Genomic DNA, 16,139 nt, shown 5'->3' with positions numbered 1-16,139 from the left:
TTATGCCTGATGACCATAGCAAGTTGGTACCACTCCTTCCCATCCCGAACAGGACAGTGAAACGACTTTGCGCCGATGATAGTGCGGGTTCCCGTGTGAAAGTAGGTCATCGTCAGGCTCTTACAGCCCAGAAAGCCCCAGTCTCATCAAGACTGGGGTTTTTTGCTTTGCGGGTGCAGTGATACGCATGATTGATCCTAGGGCGTCGCGGAGGGCAAGGGTGCTCGCCCCAATTCATGCCGACACTTTCTGGATGGGCCCACTGGTTTGATTGCACTTGTGGGTCAGTGGCGTGGTATGTCCGGCATCCCGAAAAGACGATCTACACGCGAATACCTGTTGAAGAGTATCGGGATACTGAATGGGCTCAGACCGGTAGTCGCCGCCCCTGTTCGAACACCAGCAGTTCTCCCTTGCCAAAGGCCGTCCACTGCTCGTTGGTGGTCAGTGGGCTGGTCACAATCACCGCCACCTCATCTTTTTCGTTCGTTTCCTTCGAAAAGTCCAGCAACACGTCTTCGTCGCTCAGTTGGGCGGATCCAAACGGGTGGCGCCTTTCGATGTAGTACAGGTTGGTGGACGCGTGTGCCCACAGCGCCTGCCCGTTGGACAACAAAAAATTGAACGTGCCGTGGGGACTGATCCGGGACGCCAGCTCCTTCAGGGTCAATGTCAGCTCGGGGATGGGCGGAACCGTGGCGTGGGATTTCGCCAGCTCCTGCATGATCCAGCAGAACGCATGTTCGCTATCGGTATCGCCGACAGGGCGGAAGTGCGAGTGCAGGCGGGGGCGGAAATCCTTGAGGTCTCCGTTGTGGGCAAACACCCAGTAGCGCCCCCAGAGCTCCCGCACAAAGGGATGGCAGTTCTGCAAACTGACCACACCCTGGGTCGCCTTGCGGATGTGGGCGATGACGTTCTTGCTTTTGATGGGGTAGCGACGGATCAGCTCGGCGACGGGGGAGTCCACCGCTGCCTGGTGGTCCACAAAATGCCGAAGGCCCTTGTCCTCAAAAAAGGCAATTCCCCAGCCATCGCTGTGGTGGTCGGTTTTACCGCCCCGCTGTGCAAACCCCGTGAAGCTGAAGGTCACATCGGTGGGGACATTGCAGTTCATGCCGAGCAGTTGGCACATGGCGGGAATTCCGTTTCTAGGGTGTCGTGTGGGGCGATAGATGATGCCTGAAGCTGGACTGCCGCTGGAAGACGGTTCTGCAGTTCAGCGGGGCTTGGCCTCACGCAGCTGCCAGGCTGCCACCAAGGCCAGCAGACACAAAAAGGTCAGCATCAAAAAGGTCTCGCCAAAGGCTGCGATGCGGGCCGGATTGCTGCCACCAGCTGCCAGCGAAGCGCCATGGGCACCCAGCCGCCATTCGAGGACGATGCCACACAAGCTCACGCCCGCCGCCCCCCCCAGCATGCGAAGGAACCCGATGGCGCTGGAGCCTTGGGAGATCAGCGACTTGTCCAGCGGCCGCATCGCCCCGAGGTTGAGCGAGGGCAGGATGAACCCGAGCCCGATGCGCCCCAGGATGGCAAATGCCACCAGCATCCACAGCGGCGAGCCGAGGCCCACACACACCATGAGCCCGAAGGACAGCGCTAGCAGGCCCAGGCCCGTGCTCACGAGGAAATGTGTGGGCTGGCGATCTGCCAGACGCCCCACGAAGGCGATGGTGGCTGCCAGCACCAACCCTGCAGGCAGCATGAGCGTGCCCACATGCGAGGCAGACAATTCCAGCCCCAGTTGCATGAACACCGGCAGCAGGTAGGTAGAGCCGAACAAGGCCGTGCCGTAGATAAACGCCACCACGCTGCCCATGGCAAATTGACGGTACTGGAACAGCCGCAGGTCCATCAGGGGTTTGCGTCCCCGGTGGATCAGCCGACGCTGCCAGGCAATGAATGCGCCGACCGCGCAGGCTGCGCCCAACAGCAGCGCGATGGCCTCGGCCATGGAGCCACCATGCAGCGACACCAGCCCATTGAGCAGGCACAGCGTGCCCACCGTGCCCAGCAGCAGCCCGCGCCAGTCCAGTGGCTCGCCCTGGCGGTTGGCCTCCACGCCGCCAGGTGCCGTGACGGGCACAAACTTGTAGGCCAGCCAGATCGAGGCCAGGCACAACGGCACAACCATGAAGAAGATGGAGCGCCAGCCAAACCAGTCCACCAGCAGGCCCCCGACGCTGGGTCCGATGGCAGGGGCCAGCACCACACCCATGCCAAAGATGCCACTGGCACGGCCCTGTTCGTGCGGTTGAAAGGCGTAGAGGATGATGACGGCGGGAATGGGCTGGACGACACCGGCGGCCAGGCCCTCGGCAACCCGCGCGGCCAGCACCAGGCCGAAGTCTTGCGCCAGCCCGCCGCCCACGCCGCCCAGCAGCAACACCAACATGGCGCCGACATAGGTGGCGCGGTAGCCATAGCGCGACAGCAGCCAGGGCGTGGTGAGCATGGAGACCGTGGTGGCCACCATGAACCCCGAGGTGACCCACTGCGCACGCTCCTGTCCCAGCGTGAAATAGTGGCTCATGTCCGGGATGGCCACATTCACGATGGTGGAGGACATGATCGACGCCATGGTCCCCACCATGACCGACAGCAAGAGCAGCCAGCGGTAGCGCTCGCCATAGCGCTCACGCAGCACCGACAGGGAGCCGGGGGCGGTGGTCATGGGCGAATCACCGTACGCAACGGGTGGAAAAGGCTAAAAGGGGCAGGGATGCAGCACGGCCATGGGGCGTCGCCCCACGCAGCCGGACCGTGCTATTGGTCAGCTGCGTTCCAGCCACAGCTTGCCGCCGGTGGCCCAGTTTTCGCGCTTCACATCGGTGATCAGGATGTCCACCGACTCGGGCGAGCCGCCCAGCACCTCGACGCTCACACGGGTGATCTCTTCCACCAGCTTGCGCTTTTGCTCGACCGTGCGGCCTTCCATCATTTCAACGTGGTACGTAGGCATATCAGACTCCTTCAGGGCGTATCGCCGCAAAAAGCGGAAATCATATCGGCGCAGGCCCTGGCGGGTCGGCAAAGGGTTGCTGGGCGTCGGCAGAGATGGCGCCGCAGGACGGGCAGATGCACACCTGGCCACGCTGGGCTTCGGGCACGGCCGCCAGGGCGGCGGGCGCGATGCGCTGTGCCATGCACCAGCAGCCTTCTGGCGGGCGGCCGGCTGCCATGGCGCACTGGTTGGGCCCGCCGCACAGTGGGCAGCAGGAGGGGCTGGAGAGAGGCGGGGTGGACATGGTGCCGGGCCGGTGGCGGCGTGGGGCAACCAGTGTACGGCGATGTGCAAAGGGTGGTGAGGCGCCAGCCACCAACCTGCCAGGGCCCGGCCGTGCGCGCGATGCGAGGTTGTGTGGAGTGCGGCGCGCTGTGGTGACCCAGCGGACCAAAAAAACCAATAAAAATAGCTGCCGGCGCCTGTTGGTATTGCGCTGGCAGCTATCAAATATGTAGTGATGTGGTGTGGCGCCCTGCTGGGCGCTCACCACAGGGCCATCGGGCGCCGGATCAGGCCGCCCGCGCGGCCTTCAGCTTCAGGCGCCATGCGTGCAGCAGCGGCTCGGTGTAGCCACTGGGTTGCTCCATGCCCTTGAAGACCAGGTCGCAGGCCGCCTTGTAGGCCATGCTGGTGTCGAAGTGGCCGGCCATGGGCTGGTACAGCGGGTCGCCAGCGTTCTGGCCGTCCACCACGGCCGCCATGCGCTCGAACGTGGCGCGCACCTGCGCCTCGGTCACCACGCCATGGTGCAGCCAGTTGGCAAGATGCTGGCTGCTGATGCGCAGCGTGGCGCGGTCTTCCATCAGGCCCACGTTGTGGATGTCGGGCACCTTGGAGCAGCCCACGCCCTGGTCCACCCAGCGCACCACGTAGCCCAGGATGCCCTGGGCGTTGTTGTCCAGCTCCTGCTGCTTCTCGGCGTCGCTCCAGTTGGGGGCGGCGGCCACGGGCACGGTCAGCAGGCCGGTCAGCAGGTTGTCACGCTCGGCGTTGGCGTCGGTCTTTTCCAGCTCGATCTGGATGTCGCTCACCTTCACCTGGTGGTAGTGCAGTGCGTGCAGCGTGGCACCCGTGGGGCTGGGCACCCAGGCGGTGTTGGCGCCGGCCTTGGGGTGGGCGATCTTCTGCTTGAGCATTTCAGCCATCAGGTCGGGCATGGCCCACATACCTTTGCCGATCTGGGCCTTGCCGCGCAGGCCACAGCTCAGGCCCACCAGCACGTTGTTCTTCTCGTACGACTGGATCCAGGCGCTGGTTTTCATGTCGCCCTTGCGGATCATCGGGCCGGCCAGCATGGCGGTGTGCATCTCGTCGCCCGTGCGGTCCAGGAAGCCGGTGTTGATGAAGGCCACGCGGCTGCTGGCAGCGGCAATGCAGGCCTTCAGATTGACGGATGTGCGACGCTCTTCGTCCATGATGCCCAGCTTCACCGTACTGTCGGGCAGGCCCAGCAGCTTCTCGACGCGGCCAAACAGCTCGGCGGCAAAGCCCACTTCGGCGGGGCCGTGCATCTTGGGCTTGACGATGTAGACGCTGCCCTTGCGGCTGTTACGAATGCCGTTGGCGCCATGGCCTTGCAGGTCGTGCAGGGCGATGGCTGTGGTCACCACCGCATCCATGATGCCTTCAGGAATTTCGCGTTGCGTGCCCTGCGCGTCGGTCCACAGGATGGCCGGGTTGGTCATCAGGTGGCCCACGTTGCGCAGGAACATGAGCGAGCGACCATGCAGGCGCACTTCGCCCCCTGTAGGGCCGGTGTAGATGCGATCACCGTTCAGACCGCGTGTGATGGTCTTGCCACCCTTGGCGACCTGCTCGGTCAGCGTGGCCTGGATGATGCCCAGCCAGTTGCTGTAGCCCAGCACCTTGTCTTCGGCATCCACGGCAGCCACAGAGTCTTCCAGGTCCAGGATGGTGGACAGGGCTGCTTCGAGCACCAGGTCGCTCACGCCCGCCGCGTCGGATTGGCCGATGGGGGTGCTGCGGTCGATCTGGATGTCCAGGTGCAGGCCGTTGTGCTGCAGTAGCACCGACGACGGTGCGGCGGCATTGCCCTGGTAGCCCTTGAACTGCGAGGCGTCCTTCAAACCCGTGGTGGTGCCGTTGGCAAGCGACACCACCAGCTGGCCGCCTTCCACACGATAGCCGGTCGAATCCTTGTGCGAGCCGCTGGCCAGCGGTGCGGTGTCGTCCAGCACCTGGCGTGCAAACGCAATCACCTTGGCGCCGCGCACCGGGTTGTAGCCCTTGCCCTTCTCGGCGCCACCTTCTTCGCTGACCGCGTCCGTGCCATACAGCGCGTCATACAGGCTGCCCCAGCGCGCATTGGCGGCGTTCAGGGCATAGCGGGCGTTCAGGATGGGCACCACCAGCTGCGGGCCGGCCTGCGTGGCCAGCTCGTCGTCCACATTGGCGGTGGTGGCCTTCACGTCAGCGGGCTGGGGCACCAGGTAGCCGATCTTTTCAAGAAAGCTGCGGTAGGCCACCATGTTCTGGATGGGGCCGGGGTTGGCCTTGTGCCAGGTGTCCAGCTCGGTCTGCAGGCGGTCGCGCTCGGCCAGCAAGGCGATGTTGCGCGGGGCCAGGTCGGCCACGATGGCGCCAAAACCCTTCCAGAACGTTTCGCTGCCCACGCCCGTGCCGGGCAGCACCTTGTCTTCGACAAAGCGGAACAGGGAGGTGGCCACTTGCAGGCCGTGGGCGGTGGTGCGGTCGGTCATGGGAAAACTCGCTGAAAAAGAGGAAAAAATGCCACTGCGGGGCGATGATGGACAGACTGTATTGCAAATATCTGCGCACATAAATACGCTGAAAATCTCTAAACCAGTGACTTTTAAGCAAAAGTGATGGGCCGTGTGGGCTCCCGGGCCGTCCGTAGTCGCCCGTAGTGGTGCTGGCGCCCATAAGCCACTACGCTGCGCGCACAACAATCCTCGGGAGACAACCCCATGCAGGCACCCCTGGCCGCCAGCGCATTGAACGCTGCCTACAAGAACAAGATCGTCAGCGCCGCCGACGCGGTGCAGCTCATCCACGACGGCGACACCGTGGCCACGGGCGGCTTTGTGGGCATCGGCTTTGCCGAGAGCATTGCCGTGGCGCTGGCCCAGCGCTGGGAAACCACCCAAACCCCGCGCGACCTGACCCTGGTCTACGCCGCAGGCCAGGGCGACGGCAAGCAGCGGGGCCTCAACCACTTGGGCCACGCTGGCCTGCTCAAGCGCGTGATCGGCGGGCACTGGAGCCTGGTGCCGCGCATCCAGAAGCTGGCGGTGGACAACCAGATCGAGGCCTGGAACCTGCCCCAGGGCGTGATCACGCATTTGTTCCGCGACATTGCTGCAGGCAAGCCCGGCACGCTCACGCGCGTGGGCCTCGACACCTTCGTGGACCCGCGCCACGGTGGCGGCAAGCTCAACGCGCGCACCACCGAAGACCTGGTGCGCATCCTGCCCATCGACGGGCAGGACTACCTGTTCTACAAGGCCTTCCCGATCCACGTGGGCATCATCCGCGCCACCACGGCCGACGCCGACGGCAACCTCACCATGGAGCGCGAGGCGCTCACGCTCGAAGCGCTGGCCATCGCCATGGCCGCGCGCAACTCGGGCGGCGTGGTCATCGCGCAGGTCGAGCGCATCGCCGAGCGTGGCACGCTCAACCCCCGGCAGGTGAAGGTGCCCGGCGTGCTGGTGGATGCCGTGGTGCTGGCCACCGAGCCCGCGCACCACCACCAGACCTTTGCCGAGCCCTACAGCGCCGCGTTTGCGGGCGAGCTGCGCGTGCCCATGGACACGCTGGAGGCGATGCCGCTGACCGAGCGCAAGATCATCGCCCGCCGCGCAGCGCTGGAGCTGCGCCCGCACCAGGTGGTCAACCTGGGCATCGGCATGCCCGAGGGCGTGGCCAACGTAGCGGCTGAGGAGCGCATCATCGACCTCGTCACGCTCACGGCCGAGCCCGGCGTGATCGGCGGCATCCCCGCCGGCGGGCTGAACTTCGGCGCGGCCGTGAACCCGCAGGCCATCATCGACCAGCCCAACCAGTTCGACTTCTACGACGGCGGTGGTCTCGACATCGCGATCCTGGGCCTCGCGCAGGCCGACCAGCACGGCAACCTCAATGTGAGCAAGTTCGGGCCGCGCCTGGCGGGTGCGGGCGGCTTCATCAACATCAGCCAGAACGCCAAGACCGTGGTGTTTGTCGGTACCTTCACGGCGGGTGATCTGCAGGTGGAGGCGGTGGACGGCCACCTGCACATCCTGCACGAGGGCGGCGCGCGCAAGCTGGTGCGCGAGGTCGAGCACCGCACCTTCAGCGGCGCCGAGGCCCTGCGGCGCGGCCAGCGCGTGTTGTATGTGACGGAGCGCTGCGTGTTCCGCCTCGTGCCTTCGGGCGAGCCGGAGGGCGGCGGCGCGCTGGAGCTGATCGAGCTGGCCCCCGGCATCGACCTGCACCGCGACGTGCTGGCCCACATGGCATTCACGCCGCGCATCAGCCCCGGCTTGCAGACCATGGACCTGCGCCTGTTCGAGCCCGGCCCGCTGGGTCTGCGCGAGCAGCTGCTCAACCGCCCGCTGGTGCAGCGCTTCGAGCTGGATGCCGCACGCCATCTGCTGCACATCGACTTCTCGGGCCTGCAGATCACCACCGCCAGCACCATCGCCGCCATCGACCAGGAGGTGCGCCACCTGCTGGCCCCGCTCGCCACGCGGGGCGAGCGCGTGGCGGTGATCGTGAACTACGACCACTTCACCATCGCGCCCGACCTGGCCGATGCCTATGCGGCCATGGTGCAAGGCCTCACGCGCGACCACTACGCGGAGGTCAAGCGCTACGGCACCGTGGGGTTCCTCAAGTCCCGATTGACCTGATTGCTATATTAATAATAGCTATCAAGGCAATGTGGCCGCGCGCAAGGGCCTGTTTTTGCTTCAAGTTTTTCAGCCGCCAGGCGCCGCCGCGCTGCAGCGGCCGGGTGCAGGCCCCGGCGCGGATGTCTCCATAATCACCGCCCATGGACAAACTCAAGGCCTTCGAATCCTTTGTATCGGTGGCCACGCGCGGCAGCCTCACTGCAGCCGCCAAGGCCGAGGGCGTGGCGCCCGCCATCATGGGCCGTCGGCTGGATGCGCTCGAAGAGCACCTGGGCGTGAAGCTCTTGGTGCGCACCACCCGCCGCATCAGCCTCACGCACGAAGGCAGCGCGTTCCTGGAAGACTGTCAGCGCCTGCTGGCCGATGTGGCCAATGCCGAGGCCAGCGTGTCGGAAGGCGGCGTCAAGGCCACGGGCCATTTGCGCATCACCGCCCCGGCTGGTTTTGGCCGTCGCCATGTGGCGCCGCTGGTGCCGCGTTTTCGCTCGGCGCACCCCGACGTCACCATCTCCCTCAACCTCAGCGACCGCGTGGTGGACCTGGCGGGCGAAGGCTTTGACTGCGCCGTGCGCGTGGGCGATTTGCCCGATTCGTCGCTGGTGAGCGTGCGCATTGCCGACAACCGCCGCCTGTGTGTGGCCACACCCGAATACCTGGCCCGGCGCGGCACCCCGCGCGCCCCGGCCGAGCTGGTGCAGCACGACTGCCTCACGCTGTCGAGCGACGCCTCGCAGACGCGCGGCTGGGCGTTCAGAGTGCCGCACGCCGATGGCTCCACCGAGGTCATGCACCTCAAGCCCGGCGGGCCGCTCGACTGCTCCGACGGCCAGGTGCTGCACGACTGGTGCCTGGGTGGCTGGGGCATTGCCTGGCGCAGCACCTGGGAGGTCGAGGCCGAGATCGCAGCAGGCCGACTGGTGGCGGTGCTGGAGGACTTTGCCGCGCCGCCCAACGGCATCTACGTGGTCTTCCCCCAGCGCAAACACCTGCCGCTGCGCGTGCGGCTGTGGATCGAGCACCTCAAGCACCAGTACGCACAGCCCGCGTTCTGGAAAGGCCCCCAGGGCGGCTGACCGCCCTGCCATGGCAGACTGCGCATTCCATGTCCTCCGCGCCCACGCTCCTCGTTGCTGACGACCACCCGCTGTTCCGCGCGGCCGTGCTGCACGTGCTGCGCGAGCGCCTGCCCCAGTACCGCACGCTGGAGGCGGCCAGCGCCGCCACGCTGGGCCAGGCGCTGCAGGACCACCCCGAGGTCGAGCTAGTGCTGCTGGACCTGAGCATGCCCGGCACGCGCGGCTTCTCGGCCCTGCTGCATGTGCGCGGCGAATACCCCGAGCTGCCGGTGGTGATCATCTCGTCCAACGACCACCCGCGCGTCATCCGCCGCGCGCAGCAGTTTGGCGCGGCAGGCTTCATCCCCAAGTCCGCGCCTGCCGACGCCATGGGCGACGCCATCCAGGCCGTGCTGGACGGCAGCAGCTGGTTCCCGCCCATGGCGGCCGAGCGCTCCGAGGCCGACGCCGAGTTGGCCGCGCGGCTCGCGCAGCTCACGCCCCAGCAGTTCCGCGTGCTGCTGTGTCTGGCCGATGGCCTGCTCAACAAACAGATCGCGGCCACGCTGGGCCTGGCCGAGAATACGGTGAAGGTGCATGTCACCGCCATCCTGAAAAAGCTCGCGTGCTACAGCCGCACGCAGGCGGCGGTGCTGGTCAAGAGCCTGGAGACCGAGGGCGAGGCGTGAGCTGCCAGCCGGTTCTGCGCGGCGGGGGCTGCGCCGAACTGGGCCGAGGAGGCCCTACAGCGGCAGGAATGTGTACACGGAGTCGAATGGGTAGCTGCCGTTCGTCCGCTCCGAATGCACATGCAGGCCGTCTTCCTTCAAGACACCATTCATCTTGAACGCACCGAACGAGGCCTTCAGCCGTGCGCTGAACGCGTTCTCGGCGGGCTTGTAGGTGCCTTTGACGATGAAAGAGTCGCCCGTCGCAAAGCTATCCATCGCCGCGCGGGCCTGGAAGCGGCCCCCGGTGCTTTGCCAGAAGATCTTTCCATCGGCGGTGAAGCAGAGGTAGGTCCAGCCTTTCTCCCGCTTCGTCTCGTACACGCCGTCAAAGCGCACGCCAGATATGCATTGGGATGGGGCACCAGGTTCCGGGGCGGCCAATGACGGGGCCCGGGCTTCGCTACCGTCGGCAAGGTACAGCACATGGCCTTCCGGGTCGAAGATGTGCACGCCATGGGCCTGGGCCATCGCACGCAGCTGCTGCAGCCGCTCGGTGTCGAACTCGCGCAGCGCGAACGCCATCGCTAGCACCTGTCCTGCGGGTGGGTTGTGGTCAAAGCCTTCGTACCAGATGGCGCTCCCGGGGCCGTCTGCCGACCAGGTTTGCAACAGGCGCTCAAAGAAGGCTGCGATGCGCGCGGTCGGAGCCTTGGTGCTGTCCTGCCATTTCTCCAGAAAGTCTGCCGCCGCATCTGCGCTTTTGACACGTGGGGCATCCATCGCATACAGAGTTGCTTCGCTCATCGTTCCGTCCTCCGTTTCGGTGTGTAGGTGCTGACGCGGTACTTTATGAGAGCCAAGGCGGCCGTGGGGGCTGTCCTGGTGTTTCCCAAGTACCCACCGTGAGATAGGTCTATCTCCTGTTGCTTTCCCCCAGCCGCAGCAGCGTCTGGCTCATCAAGGCGCGCAGCGCCGGGGCGCGCACCGGCTTGGCCAGAAAGCCCCAGCCGCGCTCGGCGGCCTGGCGGCGCAGGGTGGCGTCGCGCTCGGCGGTGACCAGGATCACGGCGGGGGCCTGGCTCCAGCGTCGGCACAGCTCCGTGTAGACGTCGGGGCCATGGTGGTGGCTGCCCAGGTGCACGTCCAGCAGCACCAGCTGGGGCGCCTGGCCGGGTTGTGCTGCGGCCAGCGCTTCGGGTGCGCCACCGGCCAGGGGCACTGCGCAGCCCCAGCGCTGCAGCAGGGCTTGGGTGGCGGCGCAGGTGGGGCCGTCGTCCTCAATCACCCAGGCGCTGCTGCCTTGCAGGGGGGCATCGTCGGCGGGTTGCTGTGTGGTGGCAGGGGCGGCGGCGGCCTGCTGCACAGCCGCCGGGTTGCCCAGCGGCACACACACCCAGAACACGCTGCCGCGCCCCAGTTGCGAGCGCAGGCCGATCTCGTGCCCCAGCAGGCGGCCCAGGCGTTCGACGATGGCCAGGCCCAGGCCTGCGCCCCGGTCGTCGGCGCGGCCTTCGTCCAGGCGGCGGAATTCTTCGAAAATTTCACGCTGCAGCGCCTCGGGGATGCCGGGGCCCTGGTCATGCACCTCGATGCGCAGGTGGCCATTGCCCACCCTGCGGCAGCCCACCACGATCCGCCCATGCCGGCTGTAGCGGATGGCGTTGGAGACAAAGTTCTGCAGGATGCGGCGCAGCAGGTTTTCGTCGGTGCGCACCACGGCGCGCGTGGGCACGCAGCGGAGCTTCAGGCCCTGGCTTTCGGCCAGCACGCCGAAGTTGTGGGCCAGCACCTGCAGCAGCGGGCCCAGGGCCACGTCATGGATGTGCACATCGAACTGGCCCGATTCCATGCGCGAGATGTCGAGCAGGCTGTTGAGGATGGCGTCCTGCGCGGCCAGCGCGCCGTCGATGCTGTCCACGGCATGCCGTTCGGTGTCGCCTGGCAGATGGCTGCGCAGCAGCGAGGTGAACATGCGCGCGGCGTTCAGCGGCTGCAGCAGGTCGTGCACGGCGGCGGCCACAAAGCGGGTCTTGGAGCGGTTGGCCTGCTCGGCTTCGCGCCGCGCGGCGTCCAGGTCGCGGGTGCGGTCGGCCACGCGCTGCTCCAGTGCGTCGGCCAGCGATCGCAGCTCGCGCGCGGCGTTCTTGTAGCTGGTGATGTCGGCGTAGCTGGTCACAAAGCCGCCTTCGGGCAGCGGGTTGCCCCGGATCTCCAGCACGGTGCCGTCGCCCTTGGCGCTTTCGTGCAGGTGGGGTGTGCCGCTGCGCAGGTGGGCCAGGCGGCGTTCGATGGCTTCTTCCACCGGGCCGGGGCCCAGCAGGCCCCGGCGTGCGTTGTGGCGCATCAGGTCTTCGATGGGGCGGCCCACCTGCATCAGGTCGGCGGGGTAGCGGAACAGCTGCACGTAGCGGGAGTTCCATGCCACCAGCTTCAGGTCGGCATCGATGATGACCACGCCCTGGGGCAGGTGTTCCAGGCTGCGGGAGAGGCCCATGTCGGCTTGCTGCGCCGCCTGCACGATGCCGTCCTGCGCGGTGCGCAGCTCCTGCGCGTGCTGTTGCAGCACGGTCTCCAGTTCCTGGCGGCTGCGCTGGCGCAGGCGGGCCAGGCGCTGGCGCTGGCGCACAAACAGCACCAGCAGTGCCAATGCCAGCCAGCCGCCCCCGCCTGCAGCAGCGGCCCAGCGGCTGTCGGCCATGCTGCTGTGGGTTTCGTGCACCAGGTGCAGTTGCCAGGGGGTGCCGGGCAGCGGTTGGGTGTGCCACAGCATGCGGCCGGGCAGGGCGGGCATGTCGTGCAAGGGCTGCAGGCGCACCAGGCGGCCACCGTTGTCCAGGTGGTCGTCCACACGGTAGTCCAGCGGCCGCAGGGGCTGGTCGGAATACTGCCGCGTGGCGTTCAGCTCGCGGCGCTCCTCGTCGTCCAGCGGCTCCAGCAGGCGGTAGCGCCAGGCGTCCTGGCTGGCGAGGAACACCACACCGTGGGCGTCCGACGCCAGCACGATGTCGGGCGTCTGCAGCCATTCGCGCTCCAGCTCCTGCAGCGCGATCTTGATGGCCACCAGCCCCAGCGTGTGCCCGTTGTCGTCGCGGATGGCCTGCGACAGGAAGTAGCCCGGCTCGCCCGTGGTCACGCCAATGCCGTAGAAGCTGCCCCGCCCCTGGGCCAGCGCCTGCTGCACATAGGGGCGAAAGCTGTAGTCCACCCCCACGTTGCTGGTGGCCGTGCGCCAGTTGCTGGCCGCAATGGCCAGACCGTCGCGGTTGAGCAGGGTGAGGGTGGAGGACTGGCTGGCGCCGTTGGCCTGCTCCAGTTTGTGGTTGAGCTGGGCCACTTCGGCGGTACTCAGGGGGCGCTGCAGTGCACCCTGCAGTTGCGCATCCAGCGCCAACACCTCGGGCAGGGTGCGGTAGCGGTCGATGCGCTGGGCCAGTGTCTGCCCGTACAGGGCCAGCTGGCGCTGCACGCTCTGGCTCTCGTCGTGCAGCGACCGCTGCCAGGCCCATTGCCCGGCGACGAACATGCTGGCCGCCATGCCCGCCAGCAGGGTCAGCAGGGTCCAGAACTGGCGAAGGCGGGGCGTGGGCATGGGAAAAGCGGAGGTTCTGAGGCCAGTCTGGTGCAGGTGGGGAGTGTGCCGCACCCGGTCTGGGGGCTCCCAGGGCTAGGTAATTACCCTGATGGTGCGCGGATGCTCTCCTCTGGGGCGCAGGGCGACTAATACCAATAGGTTATCGGCTGAAACAAAGTGCAGCGGTACAAACGGCACCCTTAGAACCTGTTCAAGATCTTTTCGGGGATCGCATTGGCGTGCAATCGGGATGAGTGGATGCCTCGGGTGCGCCGCATGGGCTCGTGCCCATGCAAGCAGCCGGGGCTTCCAATCGCCCGATTTCACTCCAACCCTTCGGGCAAGTGCCTTGCCGGGCGGTCTGCGGCGTTGCAGCGCTTGCCAATAGCCGAGCTATTGGCGGCGCACTGCGCCTAGCATCCCATCCCGGCAAGGTACTTGTGCGACCCCGAAAAGATCTTGAACAGGTTCTCAATGCGCACTGGCTGCACCCCGCTGGTGCAGCCCCGTGATTTCAGGAGACATCCCCATGCACGCCATTTCTGCCCCCACCGCGCACCCCGTGCGGCTGCCGTTTTACCGCCAACTGTATTTCCAGGTGGTGCTCGCCATCGTCCTGGGCGTGTTGCTGGGCCATTTTGAGCCCGCCTATGGCGAGGCGCTCAAGCCGTTGGGCGACGCGTTCATCAAGCTGGTCAAGATGATCATCGCGCCGGTGATCTTTTTGACCATCGTCACCGGCATCGCGGGCATGTCGCAGCTCTCCACCGTGGGCCGGGTGTTTGGCAAGGCCATGGCGTATTTCCTGTTCTTCTCCACGCTGGCCCTGGTGGTCGGCCTGGTGGTGGCCAACGTGGTGCAGCCCGGTGCTGGCATGAACATCAACGTGGCCGACCTGGACCAGACCGCTGTCAAGGGCTATGTGGCCAAGTCGCACGAGATGACGCTCACGGGCTTTGCGCTGGACATCATCCCCAAGACGCTGGTGAGTCCGTTTGTGGGCGACAACATCCTGCAGGTATTGCTGGTGGCTGTGCTGTTCGGCATTGGCCTGGCCATGGTGGGTGAAGCGGGCCGCCCGGTGCTCAATTTTCTGGACGCGCTGACGACGCCCGTTTTCAAGGTGGTGGGCATTGTGATGAAGGCAGCGCCCATCGGTGCATTTGGCGCCATGGCATTCACCATCGGCAAGTTTGGCCTGGGTTCGCTGGTCAATCTGGCCTGGCTGGTGGGCTCGTTCTACATCACCTCGTTGCTGTTCGTGGTGGTGATCCTGGGCTTTGTGGCGCGGCTGTGTGGCTTCTCGGTGTTCAAGCTGTGCCGCTACCTGAAGGCCGAGCTGATGCTGGTGCTGGGCACCTCGTCGTCCGAATCGGCCCTGCCGTCGCTGATGGAAAAGATGGAAAAAGCCGGTTGCAGCAAGTCGGTGGTGGGCCTCGTAGTGCCCACGGGCTATTCGTTCAACCTGGACGGCACCAACATCTACATGACGCTGGCCGCGCTGTTCATCGCCCAGGCCACCAACACCGAACTGACGCTGGGCCACCAGGTGGCGCTGTTGCTGGTGGCGATGCTGTCGTCCAAGGGCGCAGCGGGTGTGACGGGCGCGGGCTTCATCACCCTGGCTGCCACCCTGGCCGTGGTGCCTGAAGTGCCGGTAGCCGGCATGGCGCTGATCCTGGGTGTGGACCGCTTCATGAGCGAGTGCCGCTCGCTCACCAACTTCATCGGCAACGCCGTGGCCACGGTGGTGGTGTCTCGCTGGGAAAACGCGCTGGACCATGAGCGCCTGGACGCCGCACTCAACGGTCACCCGCTGCCCGCTGCTGTGTCGGCAGCCGTTGCCCCGGTGGTGCCTGCTGAGATGCCCGTGGGCGCGGTGGCCCGCACGGTGGCCTGATCCGCCGGTTAGGCAGGATTTCGCTCGGCACGGCGCAGGCCCCACGGTCTGCGCCGTTTTTTTATGGGCAGGGCCACCATGGACAATGGCGTCTGATCTTCCCTGATTGCCCGTCGGAACCACGGCGCGCAACCAAGCCCCAAGGAACCTGACCATGACCCTCGAAGCCGTTCTGGCCGCTCTGCATATTCTGGCCATCCTGACCTTTGTGGTCTTTTTGTCGAGCCAGGCGGCGCTGTGCCGCATCGAATGGCTCAACGCCGCCGTGGTCGAGCGTCTGGCCCGGCTGGATGTGATCTATGGCGTGGCGGGGGCGGTGATGATCGGCAGTGGCCTGGCGCGGGTGATCTGGGGGGTGAAGGGGGCCTCGTGGTACCTGTCGCAGCCCTTGTTCCACATCAAGATCACCATTGTGGTGGCCATGATTCTCCTGTCGTTTGTGCCCTCGGCCGCGTTTCGCCGCTGGCGCCAGAACCTGCATAGCACGGGGGCCTTGCCGCCCGCGCACGAGGTGGCCAACGTGCGCCGTCTGGTGATGATCCAGTCGCATGTGCTGCCCGTGGTAGCGGTGATTGCGGTGTTCTGGGCGCGCGGCTGGTAAGCCCGGGCGTCCAAAAAGTAAAAGCCCGCAGGCCAGTGGTCTGCGGGCTTTTTTACTTTTGCGCCCCGGTGTCAGGGCGCAAGGTGTGTGGCTTCTTTACTTCTTCAGGCATTCGCTCATGAAGGCCTTGCGCTCATCGCCCTTGAGGGCCTTGGCCTTGGGGTCGGCGTTGCAGGTCTTCATCTTGTCTTGCTGCGTGGCGGGCTTGTTGCTCAGACAGGTTTTCATGAAGGCCTTGCGCTCGTCGCCCTTCATGTCACCCGCCTCCTTGTTGCAGGTGCCCATCTTGGACTGCTGCTTGGTAGGTTCTGCCGCCGGTGCGGCGGAGGCCGCTGCAGCAGGCGCGGGGGCGGCCGCTTTGGCGGGGGCGTCGGCAGCGTGCGCAGCGCCGAACGAAAGGACCAGACTCAGGGCAGACAGGGTGAGAAGCTTCTTCATGGGGGCTCCGTTGGTA

Annotated in this window: 13 protein-coding genes and 1 rRNA gene; 6 read left to right on the top strand and 8 right to left on the bottom strand. The window is 66.1% G+C overall.

Features of this window, described 5'->3' with window-relative positions:
* The first annotated feature begins 5 nt into the window (after nt 1-5).
* Nucleotides 6-118 (top strand): 5S ribosomal RNA (gene rrf, locus ACYZGB_RS08945).
* A 249-nt stretch (nt 119-367) separates the two neighbouring features.
* On the opposite strand, the gene ACYZGB_RS08940 is transcribed toward rrf, so the two are convergent.
* The 5 genes from ACYZGB_RS08940 to ACYZGB_RS08920 form a co-directional block, all read right to left on the bottom strand.
* A complete protein-coding gene (locus tag ACYZGB_RS08940; RefSeq protein WP_462387890.1) occupies nt 368-1,135 on the bottom strand; it encodes a class II glutamine amidotransferase in 768 nt (255 codons plus the stop codon).
* Between the two features lie 84 nt (nt 1,136-1,219).
* Nucleotides 1,220-2,677 (bottom strand): DHA2 family efflux MFS transporter permease subunit, encoded by a 1,458-nt coding sequence (locus tag ACYZGB_RS08935; RefSeq protein ID WP_462387889.1) that lies wholly within the window; start codon nt 2,675-2,677, stop codon nt 1,220-1,222.
* A 99-nt stretch (nt 2,678-2,776) separates the two neighbouring features.
* Nucleotides 2,777-2,965, bottom strand: a complete 189-nt coding sequence (locus tag ACYZGB_RS08930; RefSeq protein WP_063462131.1) for a 4-oxalocrotonate tautomerase — start codon at nt 2,963-2,965, stop codon at nt 2,777-2,779.
* A 40-nt stretch (nt 2,966-3,005) separates the two neighbouring features.
* The gene (locus tag ACYZGB_RS08925; RefSeq protein WP_462387888.1) at nt 3,006-3,251 is read right to left on the bottom strand and encodes a cysteine-rich CWC family protein; all 246 of its coding nucleotides are present in this window, start codon (nt 3,249-3,251) and stop codon (nt 3,006-3,008) included.
* 268 nt (nt 3,252-3,519) lie between these two features.
* The gene (locus ACYZGB_RS08920; RefSeq protein WP_462387887.1) at nt 3,520-5,730 is read right to left on the bottom strand and encodes a malate synthase G; all 2,211 of its coding nucleotides are present in this window, start codon (nt 5,728-5,730) and stop codon (nt 3,520-3,522) included.
* Nucleotides 5,731-5,958: 228 nt separating this feature from the next.
* Between ACYZGB_RS08920 and ACYZGB_RS08915 the strand changes: the two genes are divergently transcribed.
* From ACYZGB_RS08915 to ACYZGB_RS08905, 3 genes are all read left to right on the top strand, one after another.
* Nucleotides 5,959-7,884, top strand: a complete 1,926-nt coding sequence (locus ACYZGB_RS08915; protein WP_462387886.1) for an acyl CoA:acetate/3-ketoacid CoA transferase — start codon at nt 5,959-5,961, stop codon at nt 7,882-7,884.
* A 143-nt stretch (nt 7,885-8,027) separates the two neighbouring features.
* Nucleotides 8,028-8,960: a LysR family transcriptional regulator gene (locus ACYZGB_RS08910; RefSeq protein ID WP_462387885.1), complete on the top strand. Its 933-nt coding sequence runs from the start codon at nt 8,028-8,030 to the stop codon at nt 8,958-8,960.
* A 29-nt stretch (nt 8,961-8,989) separates the two neighbouring features.
* The gene (locus ACYZGB_RS08905) at nt 8,990-9,631 is read left to right on the top strand and encodes a response regulator (RefSeq protein ID WP_462387884.1); all 642 of its coding nucleotides are present in this window, start codon (nt 8,990-8,992) and stop codon (nt 9,629-9,631) included.
* A 54-nt stretch (nt 9,632-9,685) separates the two neighbouring features.
* On the opposite strand, the gene ACYZGB_RS08900 is transcribed toward ACYZGB_RS08905, so the two are convergent.
* Together ACYZGB_RS08900 and ACYZGB_RS08895 are read right to left on the bottom strand one after the other, a co-directional pair.
* Nucleotides 9,686-10,417 carry a hypothetical protein gene (locus tag ACYZGB_RS08900; protein WP_462387883.1) on the bottom strand — a complete coding sequence of 244 codons (732 nt, stop codon included), beginning with the start codon at nt 10,415-10,417 and terminating at the stop codon, nt 9,686-9,688.
* Nucleotides 10,418-10,526: 109 nt separating this feature from the next.
* Nucleotides 10,527-13,202: a hybrid sensor histidine kinase/response regulator gene (locus ACYZGB_RS08895; RefSeq protein WP_462387882.1), complete on the bottom strand. Its 2,676-nt coding sequence runs from the start codon at nt 13,200-13,202 to the stop codon at nt 10,527-10,529.
* 511 nt (nt 13,203-13,713) lie between these two features.
* On the opposite strand from ACYZGB_RS08895, the gene ACYZGB_RS08890 reads away from it, so the two are divergent.
* Nucleotides 13,714-15,084 carry a dicarboxylate/amino acid:cation symporter gene (locus tag ACYZGB_RS08890; RefSeq protein ID WP_462387881.1) on the top strand — a complete coding sequence of 457 codons (1,371 nt, stop codon included), beginning with the start codon at nt 13,714-13,716 and terminating at the stop codon, nt 15,082-15,084.
* Between the two features lie 154 nt (nt 15,085-15,238).
* On the top strand, nt 15,239-15,685 hold the full coding sequence (locus ACYZGB_RS08885) for a DUF2214 family protein (RefSeq protein ID WP_462387880.1): 447 nt from the start codon (nt 15,239-15,241) through the stop codon (nt 15,683-15,685).
* A 96-nt stretch (nt 15,686-15,781) separates the two neighbouring features.
* On the opposite strand, the gene ACYZGB_RS08880 is transcribed toward ACYZGB_RS08885, so the two are convergent.
* Nucleotides 15,782-16,123, bottom strand: coding sequence for a PsiF family protein (locus tag ACYZGB_RS08880; protein WP_462387879.1), 342 nt, complete (start codon nt 16,121-16,123; stop codon nt 15,782-15,784).
* Between the last annotated feature and the right edge of the window lie 16 nt (nt 16,124-16,139).

Source organism: Acidovorax sp. Q11, from assembly GCF_054950075.1.
The sequence above is the reverse complement of the archived record's forward strand: the minus strand, read 5'-3'. Positions and strand labels throughout refer to the sequence as shown.